Genomic DNA, 13534 nt, shown 5'->3' with positions numbered 1-13534 from the left:
GTGGCTTTTAGATAAAGCCACTTTTTTGATTATTTTTTTAGTAAAGCCTTGAAGGTATCAACCGCATCAAGCTTTTCCCAAGGGTATTTTGCATTTCCTACTTGACCTTTTGCGGCTACTTTTGCATATAAAAATGTATCTTTGCTTGGTTTATCAAGACCAAATTTATTTGTTATCCAGCGAGGCGTTAGAGCAAAATGCTCGCTTACAAAATTTGAAAGCATATCGTCATTTACGCCATTTGCATGAGTTCCCATGGTATCAACACTAACTGAAGTTGGCTTTGCAACGCCTATTGCGTAGCTTATCTGGACGATGCATTTTTTAGCAAGGCCAGCAGCGACGATATTTTTAGCTATCCAGCGCGCTGCGTAAAGTCCGCTTCTATCAACCTTTGTGTAGTCCTTGCTTGACTGAGCACCGCCGCCTATCGGGCTATATCCGCCAAAGCTATCAACGATTAGTTTTCTGCCTGTTAGACCGCTATCGTGAAGTGAGCTGTGATTTACATATCTGCCCGTTGGGTTTATGTAAATGATCGTTTTTTCTTTATTATACAGTTCTTTTGGAAGACCAGTTTCGTCTATTAAATTTTGTATTAGTGCGCGAAGCTCTTCTATCTTCATGCTCTCCACGCAAGGAGCAGATACGACGATAGTGTGGATGCTTTGAGGTTTGCAGTTTTCAAAGTTATCTTTGCTGCCGTAATCAATCGTAACTTGCGTTTTAATATCAACGCCAAGCTTATCAGGGTTTGCTTTGGCAAATTTATATACTTTTTCACAAAGCATTCTTGCATAAGTTATAGCTGCTGGCATAAATTCTTTCGCTTCGCAGCTTGCAAAGCCAAACATGATACCTTGATCACCTGCTCCAATCTCACCGCTACTTTGATCAACACCTTGATTTATATCTGGGCTTTGTTGATTTAAGCAGACTTTGACCTCTATATCATCTGGGTGCAAGCACTGCTCTTTTGTAAATTTACTCTTTCCGTCATACCCGATATGAGCAAGAGCGTCTTTTACGATCTTTTCGTAATCTTTAAAAGAGAGTTTTACTTTTGAGTTTATCTCTCCGCCTATTACTATGTTTTTTCCAGCCACAAAGACTTCGCTTGCGATGCGTCCATTTGGATCTTGTGTTAAAATGGTATCAACAATGCTATCAGCGATTATATCAGCACATTTATCTGGATGACCTGGACTTACAACTTCGGAAGTAAATAGATACATTTTCATCCTTTTTCTTGACTAAAATTTTGTGCAATTGTAACTAATCTTTATAAAAAGCGAATTAATCTGTCTAAATTTCTTTATATTTAAAAATTGTTTAGCTAGAATCAGCAAAAAATTAACTTATTAAGGTTTCAAATGAATATGTTTAAAAACATTGCAAGAAGATACGCCGATGGAAATTTGATCGTTCAAATTTTAGTTGGTATCATCCTAGGTGCCCTAGTTGGCTTTTACACACATTATCAGGCAGCCCCTTACAACAATATTTCAGCTAAAATTCAAACTATTCAAAACGAAAGTGGTTTGAGCGTAGATGAAGTTATAAAAACTCGCCTTAGTCAGGATGAAGCCAAGCAGCTAAACGAAGCTAAAGAAAAAGCTAGCTCAGCCGATTCTATCGCTGCTTCTGCTTCAGTTTTAGGCGATTTATTCAAAGGCGCTTTAAAAGCTATCGCACCAATTCTTGTCTTTGTTTTGGTAGCAACATCCATCATTTTAAGAGATTTTGGTCATACAAAAGGTATGCAAAAGATCATTACACTCTATCTTGTCGGTACATTTTTAGCAGCCGTTGTTGCAGTTGTTGCTAGTTTCTTATTTCCAGTGGAGCTTTCTTTAAAAGGCCTACAAAGTGCTGATATGTCAGCGCCTCAAGGGATTACCAATGTTTTAAAAGATCTCATTTATAAAATGGTCGAAAATCCAATAAACGCCCTTGCAAATGGTAACTATATAGGCATCATCACCTGGGCAGTTGGTAGTGGTATAGCACTTAGAAATTCCACAGCTGAGACCAAAAAAGTATTTAAAGACATAAGCGATGGTGTGACTCATATCGTTAAATTTATCATTAGACTAGCTCCATTTGGTATCTTTGGTATGGTTACTATCAGCATTCATGAAACTGGATTTGAGGTACTTGCTGGATATCTTAAGCTCATCTTGGTTCTTGTTGGAGCAATGCTTGTTGTCGCATTTATCATCTATCCAGCCATGGTTTTTATATTAACTAGAAAAAATCCTTATCCACTTGTCATGATCTGCTTAAAAGAGAGTGCTATTTCAGCATTTTTTACGAGAAGTTCAGCTGCAAATATCCCTGTAAATATGGCACTTTGCAAAAAGCTTGGGCTAAAAGAGGAGCTTTATTCGATCTCTATCCCACTAGGTGCTACTATAAATATGGGAGGTGCGGCAGTTACTATCAGCATCCTAGCGCTTACTGCAGTGAATTCTATCCCATCTATCACAGTTACATTTGGCGATGCGCTTCTTCTTTGCTTCATCTCAGCACTAGGTGCGTGCGGTGCTTCTGGCGTGGCTGGTGGCTCACTGCTTCTAGTGCCGTTAGCGTGTGGTCTTTTTGGTATCGGCAATGACATCGCTATGCAGTTTGTCACAGTTGGCTTTACTATAGGCGTCATCCAAGACTCAGTTGAAACTGCGCTAAATAGCTCATCAGACGTGCTTTTTACAGCCGTAGCCTCAGAGACTTCAAACTAATCTTCATAAAATTTCAGCTAAATTTTGGCTGAAATTTTACTTTTATCCATTTTTTTGTAAAATATCCCAAAAAATTTAAAGGACGATTATGCAAATTTGGGATCTAAAAGCACTTTTTGCAAACGAAAAAGAGTGCGAGCAAAATGCACTAAATTTACAGGCAGAGTGCGAGAAATTTAAAGATAAATATCTTGAAAATTATGAAAATTTAAAAACAGATGAGTTTTTAAAGGCATTTGAAGAATATGAAAGCTTGGTAGCCAAAATTTCAAAAGTAATGACCTACGCTTTTTTAAATTTTGCTAAAGATACAAGCAAAGGCGCATTTTATGCAAAGATCGATGAGATCGCGACAAAAGCAAATGAAAATTTGATATTTTTTGAGATCAAATTTAATGAGTTTAGCCCTAAAAAACAAGAAGAGATCATCAAAAGCTCTAAAAAATATGGCTACTATCTAAGCAATCTCGCTAAAGCAAAACCGCACCAACTTAGCGTTGCTGAAGAAAGAGTTTTGCTTCGCACTGCAAGCACTGGAGCTGAGGGGTTTTCGAGGCTTTTTGATGAAAGTATGAGCAAGATGAGGTTTAAATTTAAAGGTGAGCTTTTAAATGAAGAGGAAATTTTAGCCAAGCTTCATGAGAGCGACCAAAGCGTGCGAAAACTAGCCGCCAAAAGCCTCTCAAACGAGCTTAGTAAGCACCAGCACCTTCTTGGCTATATATATAATATGATAAAAACTGATCTAAAGACTAGCTGCGAGCTTAGAAATTTTAAGCTACCAGAAGAGCCAAGACACCTTGAAAATCAAATCAGTAAAAAAAGCGTTGACTCGCTCATCGCCGTAACTGAGAAAAATTTCGACCTAGTTGCTAAATTTTACGAGCGAAAAAGAGAAATTTTAGGCCTTAAAAGGCTTTATGACTACGACAGATACGCACCTCTTAGCAGTGAGGGTGAGTATAAATTTGATGATTGTAAAAAGATAGTTTTAAAAGCATTTTCAAATTTCTCAAGCAAGTTTGGCGAAATCGCTAAAAGTGCCTTTAGTGACGGCTGGATCGACGTTTATCCGGCGCAAAACAAGCGAGGCGGGGCATTTTCTCACTCAGGATCAAGCGACACGCACCCTTATGTTTTACTAAATCACACAAATCAACGAAGAGACCTTTTCACGCTTGCTCACGAGCTTGGCCACGCCGTGCATCAAAAGCTCTCATATAACGTAAGCTACTTAAACTCAGACACGCCGCTAACCACGGCTGAGACGGCTTCAGTCTTTTGTGAGATGTTAGTTTTTGATCACATAAAAGACGGTCTTAGCAAAAAAGAGAAAATTTCACTACTTGCTGGCAAGATCGAGGATATATTTGCCACGCTTTACCGCCAGATAAATTTCACCACATTTGAGCGAGCTGTACACGCACATGAGGGCGAGATCAGCCTAGATGAGCTAAATAGAATTTGGCTAAGAGAAAGCAAAAAGATGTTTGGTAAAAGTGTCACGCTAAATGACTACTACAAAATTTGGTGGAGCTACATCCCGCACTTCATCCACACACCGTTTTACTGCTACGCCTACTCTTACGCGCAGCTTCTTGTACTTGCACTTTTTGGGCTTTACAAAAGCGGCAAATGCAAAAATTTTGTCGAAATTTACACCGAGTTTTTAAGCCTTGGCGGCAGCCTTAGCCCAAGGGAGCTTGTTGGTAAATTTGGCTTTGACATAGATGATAAAAATTTCTGGCAGATAGGCATAAATGAAGTTAAAAAGTTAGTAGATGAGTTTTTAGAAATTTCAAAAGGAATGAGATGTTAGATGAAATTTTAGATGATGAGAAATTTGCGCTGTTGATGAAGATGCACGTTTATGAGTGCATTGATTTTTTGCTTGAAAAAGGGGTAAATTTCTCAGTTGTGGCAAATTTGCCGCTAGTTAGCTTTGAGCCTAGCTTGCCAGATGAGATAAGCAAGAGCTTTAGCATGCCAGTCATTATGTTCTCACTTGGTGGATATACGCTTGAAAGTACAAAACTAACACAAGATGAGCTTAGCTTTGAGGCTGGCTTTGGTAGTGAAAATTTCGCCTCTGTGGTCTCTTTTCCACTTGGTGGTATTGTACAAATTTTGGTTGAAAATAGCCCGATCCTTGTAAATTTTTCTATTCATAAGCCAAAAGAGAAGCAAGCGGACCACACAAAAAAATCGGTTTCAGTCTTTTTACAAAATCCAAAAAATAAAGATATATTTAAGAAAAAATAGTAGTTTTAAGCATTTTTGGCTAAAATCAAAAGAAAATTTAAAAAGTAAAAAATGGAAAAACTACTATCAAATTTAAACGAAGCCCAATGCGAAGCAGCCACTCATATAGATGGTCCGATGCTCATACTTGCAGGAGCTGGCAGCGGTAAGACAAAGACGATCACGACTAGACTTGCCTACCTCATCGGCGAGGTCGGTATAGACGCAGCAAATACACTAACTCTTACTTTTACAAACAAAGCCGCCAACGAGATGCGTAGTAGAGCCATGGCGATGCTAAGCCAAAGCGGTAAAAACTATTCGCCGCTACTTTGCACATTTCATAAATTTGGACTTTTGTTTTTAAAGCTTTACATAGAAAAACTTGGTAGAAAAAACAACTTCGTCATAATCGACACAGATGATAAAAAACGCATCATCAAAAGCTTTGAAAGTCCAGTTGCCACGGCGATTTTGTCAAGCGAAATTTCAAACTACAAAAACTCACTTTTAAGCGTCGAAGAGGTCTGTAAAAACGCAAATTTCTCTTCATTTGACAAAAGCAAGGATAACTTTTACAAACAAGCTGCTCAAATTTATGAAAAATATGAAGATTATCTCAAAACAAATAATCTTGTTGATTTTGACGATCTACTAGGACTTACGTATAAAATTTTAGATGAAAACGAAGATCTTGCGAGAGAAATTTCAAATCGCTACAAATACATAATGGTCGATGAGTATCAAGATACAAACGACCTTCAGTACAAACTCCTAAAAAAGCTCTGCTTGTGCCACGAAAATATCTGTGTCGTGGGTGACGATGACCAAAGCATCTACGGCTGGCGTGGTGCTAAGATAGATAATATCTTAAATTTTAAAGATCAGTTTAAAGACGTAAAGATCATAAGGCTAGAAAAAAACTACCGCTCAAGCAATGCAATACTTAAAGCAGCAAACGAACTAATAGACCACAACCGTAACCGCCTTGGCAAAAAGCTTGTGGGCACAAAAGGCGAAGGCGAGGCTGTAAATTTGATAGAGAGCTTTGATGAGAGCGTTGAGGCTGGTAAGATCGCAAAATGTATAAAAGAGCTTTTAAGCAAAGGCGTGCAAGCAAAAGATATCGCGATCTTATACCGCATAAACGCGCTCTCTCGCTCACTTGAAGATGGACTAAACAAAGAGCAGATCGCCTATAAAATGGTCGGTGGTGTAAAATTTTACGAAAGAGCCGAGATCAAAGATATCATAAGCTACCTAAGGCTGATAAATAATCCAAACGATGATTTTTCAATAAGGCGCATCATAAACCGTCCAAAGCGCGGCCTTGGTAAAGTAAGCCTTGATAAGCTTGAAAAAATAGCATTTGATAGCAAAATTTCCATTTACGAGGCGATCTCAAACATCTCTGGTAACGATGAAGCCTTTAGCAAAAAGGTGAAATCAGCTCTTGTTGAGTTTGCAAGCAACCTAAAAGAGCTTCAAGAAAGCAGCTCAGTTTTTGACCTAATAGATAAATTTGAAGCTAAATTTGGCGTGAAAAAATACTACGAGAGCTTGCCAGATGGCGCTGAAAGAGCGGCGAATATCGATGAGTTTTACGCTGTTTTAAAAGATCAGATCAAGCAAAATCCAAGCTTTGATCTGGAGGAGTTTTTAAACGAGATCACGCTAACAAGCGAGCAAGACGGCATCAGCGATGAGGCTATTAGCATTATGAGTGTGCATGCTAGCAAGGGTCTTGAGTTTGAGCACCTTTTTGTTATCGGTCTTGAAGAGGGATTTTTCCCACTAATTGGCGATGGAAGCGACATCGAAGAGGAGCGCAGGCTAGCTTACGTGGCGATAACAAGAGCTAAAAAGACACTTAGTCTAAGCTTTGCAAATTCGCGCTTTTACAAAGGTCAGCGCACGAGGTTAAATAAGAGTAGATTTTTAAGCGAGAGCGGTATCACGCATGGCTCGCTAGTTATCGAAAAGAGTAATGAATTTAAAAAAGGCGACCTTGTTAAACATAAAATTTTTGGTATCGGCAGGGTGAGTGCGGTTAGCAAGATCAAAAAAGAGTTTAAGCTAACTATAAATTTTGGTGGCAACGTAAGAGAGATCATGTCAAGCTTCGTGGAAAAGGCCGTATGAACGCCATTTTCGTGGCAAACAAGCCTGCTGGCATGAGCTCAAACCACTTTTTAGGGCGACTAAAGAGAAAATACGGCGTTAAAAAAGCTGGATTTTCAGGCACGCTCGATCCATTCGCAAGCGGCTGCCTAATAGTCGCTTTTGGCTCGTATACGAAATTTTTTAGATTTTTAGATAAAAGTCCAAAAGTCTATGAAGCTACGATCTGGATTGGGGCGAGTAGTCCTAGCATGGACAATGAAAATATTACTGAAATTTCAAATGCAAAAGAGATAAATTTAGAAAAACTTGAAGCCATTAGAGGCGAGCTAATAGGCAAGATAAGCTATATCCCGCCAAAATTTAGCGCCAAGCACGTAAATGGCACAAGAGCCTATAAGCTAGCTAGAAATGGCGAAGAATTTGAGCTAAAGACAGAAACGATGGAAATTTTTGATAGCCAAATTTTAAACTATTCGCACCCATTTTTAACTATCCGTCTAAGCGTAAGCGAAGGAAGTTATATCCGTTCGTATGCAGAAATTTTTGGAAAAAAGCTTGGTTATAATGTAACTTTAAGCTCATTAAAAAGGATGAGTGAAGGTAAATTTTGCTACGAAAATGAAAAATTTTTGAATATTTGTGATTTTTTAAACATTCAGAAGAATACATACTTTGGGGATATAAATGATATTCTTGATGGTAAGAAATTAAAAATTAACGATTTTGAAACACAAAAGCAAGGAATTTATTTGCTAAATTATGATAAATTTATGAGCGTAATCCAAATCACGGATGATACTATAAATTACACTCTAAATAAGGTTGAAAAATGTTAATCCTAGCAAGAAAAGAAAATGAAGAAATTTTAATAGGAAATGACATAAAAGTTGTCATAGTAAATATTTCAAAAAATACTGTTAAACTCGGTATCGAAGCGCCACGAAATACAATGATACTAAGAAGCGAACTAGCAAACGATATCAAAAACGAAAATATCCATGCCACAAAAACCGCAAGTGAAGCCGATATTCATGAGCTAGCTAAAAAAATCGAGAAATGAAAAGCTTTGCAAAGATAAATGTATTTTTAAAGATAGTTGGTACTAGAGGCAGCTACCACGAAATTTCATCGCGCTTTATCCTCTGTGAGCAGCTTTTTGACGAAATTTATTTTAAAAAATCAAATTCATTTGCCATAGAATGCAACAACCACGATATAAAAGATAACATCATTCAAAAAGCGATAGATGAGCTAAAAAGAGCCGGCTTTTCAAACGAGCTTGACGAGTTTTTTGGCTCTCATAAAATCATCATCAACAAAAATATCCCAATTGGTGCGGGTCTTGGCGGAGGTAGTTCAAACGCTGCCACCTTTTTGCTAATGGTAAATGACGAGCTAAATTTAAATATAAAACGTGAAAATTTGATACAAATAGCGTCTAAAATCGGTGCAGATGTGGCTTTTTTCGTAAGTGGCTACAAAGCAGCAAATGTAAGCGGCATAGGTGAGATCATAGAAGAATTTGATGATGAAGTACCTGGTTTAAATATTTTCACGCCAAATGTTTTTTGCTCTACACCGGCGGTTTATCAAGAATTTAGAAGCAATTTCTTACAATACATAGACGTTAATGCTGCAAAAAAGATGCAAAATTTAAAGAGCAAAAAGCTACTTGAAATTTATAAAAATGGTGAGTTAAACGATCTTTTTGCCCCATGCTTCAAGCTCTATCCACAGATGAATGAGTTTAAAGATAAATTTCTAAGTGGTAGCGGCAGTAGCGTATTTAGCGTGAAATAAAAGGTAAAATTTTGATAAAAGATCTAGCAAAAAACAAGAAAGCTCTGCACGACTTTAGCATACTTGAGACCTTCGAGGCTGGCATTGTATTAAAAGGCAGCGAAGTCAAAGCACTAAGGGCTGGCAGAGCAAATTTAAAAGATAGCTTTGTGCGTGTCATAAAGGGTGAGCTTTTTTTATTAAACGCCCACATTAGCTATCTTGAGACTACACATAGCGCATTTCGTCCAAATGAGCGAGCAGCCAGAAAACTTTTGATGCATAGAAAGCAGATCGATAAAATTTTCGGTCAAGTCTCACAAGATGGACTAGCACTAGTTGTTTTAGCACTTTATTTGAGTGATAAAAACATCGTAAAAGCAAGGCTTGCACTCGCAAAAGGTAAAAATTTACACGACAAGCGCGAGACTCTAAAAAGACGCGAGGCAGACAAAGAGGCAAGAGCTGCCATAAAAAGATATGTTTAAGGGATAAGATGAAGAATTTGCTTGTTTTAATAATCACTTTATTTGCTTTTTTTGGCTGTGGTGACGATGAGAGCAGTAGTGTAAATTTTAAAGAATTTAGTCCAAATGAAGAGGTTAAGCTTGTAGATGTAAGCGGCAAGGAGCTTACTTTAGTTCGAAAAAATCATGGCTTTGCTATCAAAAATGATGAAAATAAAGTTTCAATGATCGATATTTTTGGTACATTTTGCCCACCTTGCCAAAAAGAGGCAGCTGAGCTTACAAAATATCAGCTTGAAAACAAAGATAAATTTACGCTAATAGGACTAACTCATTTTGAAAATGTCACAAATGAGTATGTTTTGCACGAATTTATGCAAAAATTTAACGCCTACTACTTCATAACAAACGATCAAAAGATAAATGACAGACTTGCCGAGCAGATCGTAAGAGACATCGAATACAAACACGAGATCGCACTACCTTTTAAGGTCGTGATAAAAAATGGCGAATATCAAATTTTAACAGACGTAGATAGCGGACAATACGGAGTAAAATACTATCTTGGTGGTATAAAAGTCACAAAAATGAAAGAAGATCTGGCAAAAATTTATGAGACAAAATAAATTTGCCCTATATTTGGAACATCGTTTGCTTATAAAAATGTGAAATTTCATAAGGATTTTAAATGTTTGTTTTAGATAAATCAAAATCTAGCCCACTTGTTGAATCAGCTCTTGCAGGTAGAGAACTACGCCAAAAACTAATCTCTGGTAATCTTGCAAACGTTGATACACCATTTTATAAAGCTAGAGATATAAGATTTGAAGATGTTTTAAAAGAAAAAGCAAATGAAATTTATAACACTTCAAGCCAAAAAAAGCTACAGCTTGCTAAAACAAACGAAGCGCATATGGCTGCGGTTGATTTTCCAAAAAGCGACACAGCTCAAATTTTCTTGCGTGACGGTCACATGGCTAGAAACGACGCAAACACAGTCGATCTTGATGTTGAGACAACAGAAATGGGTAAAAACACAGTTATGATAAACGCCCTTGATAACGCCTACAAGGCTCAAAGCAATATCTTTAAAAGCGTAATAGACGCAAGTGCTAAAAACTAGGAGAGATGATGTCATACTTAAATGATTTTGATATTAGTGGATACGGACTAAGTGCGCAACGCTTCAGGATGAACGTCATCAGCTCAAACATAGCAAATGCTCAAACCACAAGAACGGCTGAAGGTGGCCCTTATAGAAGGCAAGAGGTCATCTTTAAAGAGATGAATTTTGATAAAATTTTAAACGATCAGCTTAAAAGCTCACAAAGTCTACTCGAGTATGAAAATCCACTCGACGACCCAAGCTCACCAAGAAACGCTCACCCTGCCCTAACTAGCGTGATCGTGGATAAAGTGGTGCGTGACGATAAGGACTTTCAGCTAAAATATGACCCGAGCCATCCAGACGCAAATGCAAATGGCTACGTCGCATTTCCAAATATAAATCCGGTTATTGAGATGTCTGACCTACTTGAAGCAACAAGAGCATATCAAGCAAACGTGGCAGCCTTTCAAAACGCAAAAACAATAGCACAAAGTGCAATATCACTTATTTCAGGACAAGCATAATGATAAATAGTATAAATTTAGACAAAATAAATAAAAATGAAAATTCAAATAAAATAGCAAAAGCAGGCGAACAAGGCGGCTTCGAAAATGCTTTAAACGACTCTTTAAAAGAGCTAAACAAGGTTCAAATAAACGCTGATAAAGCCATAGCTGATCTTGCAACTGGCGAGGTAAAAGATCTTCACCAAGCTGCTATTGCGATAGGTAAAGCAGAGACTAGCATGAAGCTTATGCTAGAAATTCGCAACAAAGCACTAAGTGCTTATAAAGAAATTTCTAGAACACAAATTTAAGTCATTAATGAATTCCAGAAAATCAAAAATAACCATACTTTTTTTATTAATTACTTTTGGAATTTCAATATTTGTGCTTGTCATATTTTATAGAGCAAGTATCGAGCGAAAGCTTCCTAGACTTCAAACAAGCGATATAAATACAGCAATTCGTGGTAATATAATCACAAAAGATGGCTTTAGCATCTCTTCAAGTCAAAAACTCTACAAAGTAATGCTTGACACTAGAAATATTGATCCTAATAAAAAAGAGATGTTTATCAAGCTATATTCGCTTTACAGCGGCGACGATCCAAACAAAGTAAGAAAGATCATAAATGGTACAAAAGGTATCGTTACACTCTCATATAGTATTGATGCAAAGGGTGCTACCTACCTTCAAGAGCTCTCAAGAAAGCTAAATCGCAAGAGTATTTTGGTTTCATATCTTGACCCAAAAACAGGCCTTGCTTCATTTCAGGGCATGAGAGTAATGGAGAGCGGACAAAATCGTAAATTTATGTCAAAAGATGCCCTCACACCAGCTATTGGCTACGTGAGCAAAACTGAAAGTGACGCGCTTACAAAAAGCAAAGGTGTAAAAGGTCTTGAGAGATATTATGAAGATTATTTAGCCCCTATACAAAATGCAAAAATTTTAGGGCCTCGCGATATTGGAAATAATATCATTTTAACAAGCGACTCAAATTTAGCAACAAGAGTAGATGGCTACAATGCAGTACTTTCTATACCGCTTAAATTTCAAACCAAACTAGAGCAAATTTTAGATGAAAAGCGTGAATTTCTAGATGCAAAAGAGCTAGTCATCTGTATAATGAATAGCAAAAATGGAGAAATTTTAGCTCTAGCCTCTAGCTCAAGATATGATCCTTCAAACATAAGAAAGCAAGATTATAGCGCTCTAAATTCGACCGTTAGTGAATATGCTTATGAAGTTGGCTCAGTTTTTAAGCCATTTATATTTTCCATCTTACTTCAGGAGAAGAAAGTAAATCCATTTGAGCTTGTAAATACCTATAATGGCCGATATCAACTTGGTAAAAGGATAATTAAAGATACCCATCCAGAGCCTTTTATGAGTGCTGAAGATATAATCGTACATAGCTCAAACATCGGTATGATTCAACTTGTTGAACGTTTAAATGGTCCACAAATTTATCAAGGACTTTTAAATTTTGGCTTTTCAAGAAAGACTGGCATAGATCTACCTTACGAGCAAGTAGGTATGATGCCAACAGTTACAAAGCTAAACTCATCGACATATAAGGCGACTGTGAGCTACGGATACGGCTTGCAAGCTACATTTATGCAGCTTTTAAAAGCCTATAATACATTTAATAATAAAGGCATTGAAGTTACTCCTCACATGGTTGCCCACTTAGAGAGAAATGGAAAAAGATACGATTTGCCAAAGTCCGAACCAGCTCAAGTTATATCACAAGAAACCGCAAAGATAATGAAGAGAATTTTAATAAAAACGGTTGAAAAAGGTACTGGACTAAAAGCCTTTACGCCAGGGCTTGAGATAGGTGGCAAGACTGGAACTGCACACATTGCCTCAGGTAGTGGTGGATACAGCAATACCTACAATGGCTCTTTTTTTGGCTTTGTAAATGACACAAGAGGCAATAGCTACACAATAGGCGTTTTAGCAAGGGATCCTCAAAGACCTTACTACTACTTCGGCGCTCAAAGTGCCTTGCCTATGTTTAAAAAGGCAGTTGATCTGATGGTTGAGGATGGATATTTATTTCCTGATGCAAATATAATAGCTGAGTTTGAAGCCAAAAAAGATAAGCTTAAAAACGATAAGACAAAACAAAAGCCTGCTTTGGACTAAAATTTTAAAAACAAAAAAGACCTAAAAACTAAGCAAAAACTAAATGTAAAAATTTCTCTTGCTTTTTGGCGTTTTCTCTAATTGCAAAACCTTTAATGCTCTTAAAATACTTTTAGTTTATAATAGCAATTAAATTATAAATGGAAAATCTAAACTGATCAAAAAATTTTAAGTCTTTAATATTTTTAGAAGTTATCTCTTTGTCATCTTTGTAGTTTTTTCCGCCTAAAAAGAGCAGATAAATAAGTGGGGTAACATAATTAAATCTTAAAAAAAGCGCTACGATACAATGAAAAAAGCCGTAGTTATATTTGATGCAAACATAAAAGCCATAAATTATATAGGATATCATTAGAATCAAAAAAGCATAGAACACAAAGCTTAAACCAGTATAATCTGAAATATTTAAAAAGCTAC

Annotated in this window: 14 protein-coding genes; 13 read left to right on the top strand and 1 reads right to left on the bottom strand. The window is 37.0% G+C overall.

The window, feature by feature from the left end; all coding sequences use genetic code 11:
• Positions 1 to 29 precede the first annotated feature (29 nt).
• Positions 30 to 1235: a methionine adenosyltransferase gene (gene metK, locus CCON33237_RS03640; RefSeq protein WP_054196428.1), complete on the bottom strand. Its 1206-nt coding sequence runs from the start codon at positions 1233 to 1235 to the stop codon at positions 30 to 32.
• 138 nt (positions 1236 to 1373) lie between these two features.
• Here metK and sstT point away from each other — a divergent pair, with 138 nt between their 5' ends.
• From sstT to CCON33237_RS03575, 13 genes are all read left to right on the top strand, one after another.
• The gene (gene sstT / locus CCON33237_RS03635) at positions 1374 to 2741 is read left to right on the top strand and encodes a serine/threonine transporter SstT (RefSeq protein WP_390622022.1); all 1368 of its coding nucleotides are present in this window, start codon (positions 1374 to 1376) and stop codon (positions 2739 to 2741) included.
• A gap of 88 nt (positions 2742 to 2829) precedes the next feature.
• Positions 2830 to 4560, top strand: a complete 1731-nt coding sequence (locus CCON33237_RS03630; protein WP_054196427.1) for a M3 family oligoendopeptidase — start codon at positions 2830 to 2832, stop codon at positions 4558 to 4560.
• The gene (locus CCON33237_RS03625) at positions 4554 to 5003 is read left to right on the top strand and encodes a hypothetical protein (protein WP_054196426.1); all 450 of its coding nucleotides are present in this window, start codon (positions 4554 to 4556) and stop codon (positions 5001 to 5003) included. The genes CCON33237_RS03630 and CCON33237_RS03625 overlap by 7 nt, the downstream gene beginning before the upstream one ends.
• A gap of 51 nt (positions 5004 to 5054) precedes the next feature.
• The gene (locus tag CCON33237_RS03620; RefSeq protein WP_054196425.1) at positions 5055 to 7124 is read left to right on the top strand and encodes an ATP-dependent helicase; all 2070 of its coding nucleotides are present in this window, start codon (positions 5055 to 5057) and stop codon (positions 7122 to 7124) included.
• On the top strand, positions 7121 to 7942 hold the full coding sequence (gene truB, locus CCON33237_RS03615; protein WP_054196424.1) for a tRNA pseudouridine(55) synthase TruB: 822 nt from the start codon (positions 7121 to 7123) through the stop codon (positions 7940 to 7942). The genes CCON33237_RS03620 and truB overlap by 4 nt, the downstream gene beginning before the upstream one ends.
• On the top strand, positions 7936 to 8166 hold the full coding sequence (csrA, locus tag CCON33237_RS03610) for a carbon storage regulator CsrA (RefSeq protein ID WP_021090864.1): 231 nt from the start codon (positions 7936 to 7938) through the stop codon (positions 8164 to 8166). The genes truB and csrA overlap by 7 nt, the downstream gene beginning before the upstream one ends.
• Positions 8163 to 8906, top strand: a complete 744-nt coding sequence (locus CCON33237_RS03605) for a 4-(cytidine 5'-diphospho)-2-C-methyl-D-erythritol kinase (protein WP_054196423.1) — start codon at positions 8163 to 8165, stop codon at positions 8904 to 8906. The genes csrA and CCON33237_RS03605 overlap by 4 nt, the downstream gene beginning before the upstream one ends.
• 14 nt (positions 8907 to 8920) lie before the next feature.
• Entirely contained in the window at positions 8921 to 9373 is a 453-nt protein-coding gene (gene smpB / locus CCON33237_RS03600) for an SsrA-binding protein SmpB (protein ID WP_035170093.1), read from the top strand.
• 8 nt (positions 9374 to 9381) lie between these two features.
• The gene (locus tag CCON33237_RS03595; RefSeq protein WP_054196422.1) at positions 9382 to 9978 is read left to right on the top strand and encodes a thioredoxin domain-containing protein; all 597 of its coding nucleotides are present in this window, start codon (positions 9382 to 9384) and stop codon (positions 9976 to 9978) included.
• Between the two features lie 62 nt (positions 9979 to 10040).
• Positions 10041 to 10475 (top strand): flagellar basal body rod protein FlgB, encoded by a 435-nt coding sequence (gene flgB, locus CCON33237_RS03590; protein WP_054196421.1) that lies wholly within the window; start codon positions 10041 to 10043, stop codon positions 10473 to 10475.
• Between the two features lie 8 nt (positions 10476 to 10483).
• Positions 10484 to 10984 (top strand): flagellar basal body rod protein FlgC, encoded by a 501-nt coding sequence (flgC, locus tag CCON33237_RS03585; RefSeq protein ID WP_054196420.1) that lies wholly within the window; start codon positions 10484 to 10486, stop codon positions 10982 to 10984.
• A complete protein-coding gene (fliE, locus tag CCON33237_RS03580; protein ID WP_054196419.1) occupies positions 10984 to 11277 on the top strand; it encodes a flagellar hook-basal body complex protein FliE in 294 nt (97 codons plus the stop codon). The genes flgC and fliE overlap by 1 nt, the downstream gene beginning before the upstream one ends.
• 7 nt (positions 11278 to 11284) lie before the next feature.
• The gene (locus CCON33237_RS03575; protein WP_054197390.1) at positions 11285 to 13117 is read left to right on the top strand and encodes a peptidoglycan D,D-transpeptidase FtsI family protein; all 1833 of its coding nucleotides are present in this window, start codon (positions 11285 to 11287) and stop codon (positions 13115 to 13117) included.
• Positions 13118 to 13534 lie beyond the last annotated feature (417 nt).

This window comes from Campylobacter concisus, from assembly GCF_001298465.1.
Lineage (GTDB): Bacteria > Campylobacterota > Campylobacteria > Campylobacterales > Campylobacteraceae > Campylobacter_A > Campylobacter_A concisus.
This window is presented reverse-complemented; position numbering and strand designations above follow the sequence as displayed.

What these genes read in the sequence shown, in the direction of transcription:
- metK (WP_054196428.1), bottom strand. Translation starts at nt 1,235, where the DNA reads ATGTATCTATTTACTTCCGAAGTTGTAAGTCCAGGTCATCCAGATAAA.
- sstT (WP_390622022.1), top strand. Translation starts at nt 1,374, where the DNA reads ATGAATATGTTTAAAAACATTGCAAGAAGATACGCCGATGGAAATTTG.
- CCON33237_RS03630 (WP_054196427.1), top strand. Translation starts at nt 2,830, where the DNA reads ATGCAAATTTGGGATCTAAAAGCACTTTTTGCAAACGAAAAAGAGTGC.
- CCON33237_RS03625 (WP_054196426.1), top strand. Translation starts at nt 4,554, where the DNA reads ATGTTAGATGAAATTTTAGATGATGAGAAATTTGCGCTGTTGATGAAG.
- CCON33237_RS03620 (WP_054196425.1), top strand. Translation starts at nt 5,055, where the DNA reads ATGGAAAAACTACTATCAAATTTAAACGAAGCCCAATGCGAAGCAGCC.
- truB (WP_054196424.1), top strand. Translation starts at nt 7,121, where the DNA reads ATGAACGCCATTTTCGTGGCAAACAAGCCTGCTGGCATGAGCTCAAAC.
- csrA (WP_021090864.1), top strand. Translation starts at nt 7,936, where the DNA reads ATGTTAATCCTAGCAAGAAAAGAAAATGAAGAAATTTTAATAGGAAAT.
- CCON33237_RS03605 (WP_054196423.1), top strand. Translation starts at nt 8,163, where the DNA reads ATGAAAAGCTTTGCAAAGATAAATGTATTTTTAAAGATAGTTGGTACT.
- CCON33237_RS03595 (WP_054196422.1), top strand. Translation starts at nt 9,382, where the DNA reads ATGAAGAATTTGCTTGTTTTAATAATCACTTTATTTGCTTTTTTTGGC.
- flgB (WP_054196421.1), top strand. Translation starts at nt 10,041, where the DNA reads ATGTTTGTTTTAGATAAATCAAAATCTAGCCCACTTGTTGAATCAGCT.
- flgC (WP_054196420.1), top strand. Translation starts at nt 10,484, where the DNA reads ATGTCATACTTAAATGATTTTGATATTAGTGGATACGGACTAAGTGCG.
- fliE (WP_054196419.1), top strand. Translation starts at nt 10,984, where the DNA reads ATGATAAATAGTATAAATTTAGACAAAATAAATAAAAATGAAAATTCA.
- CCON33237_RS03575 (WP_054197390.1), top strand. Translation starts at nt 11,285, where the DNA reads ATGAATTCCAGAAAATCAAAAATAACCATACTTTTTTTATTAATTACT.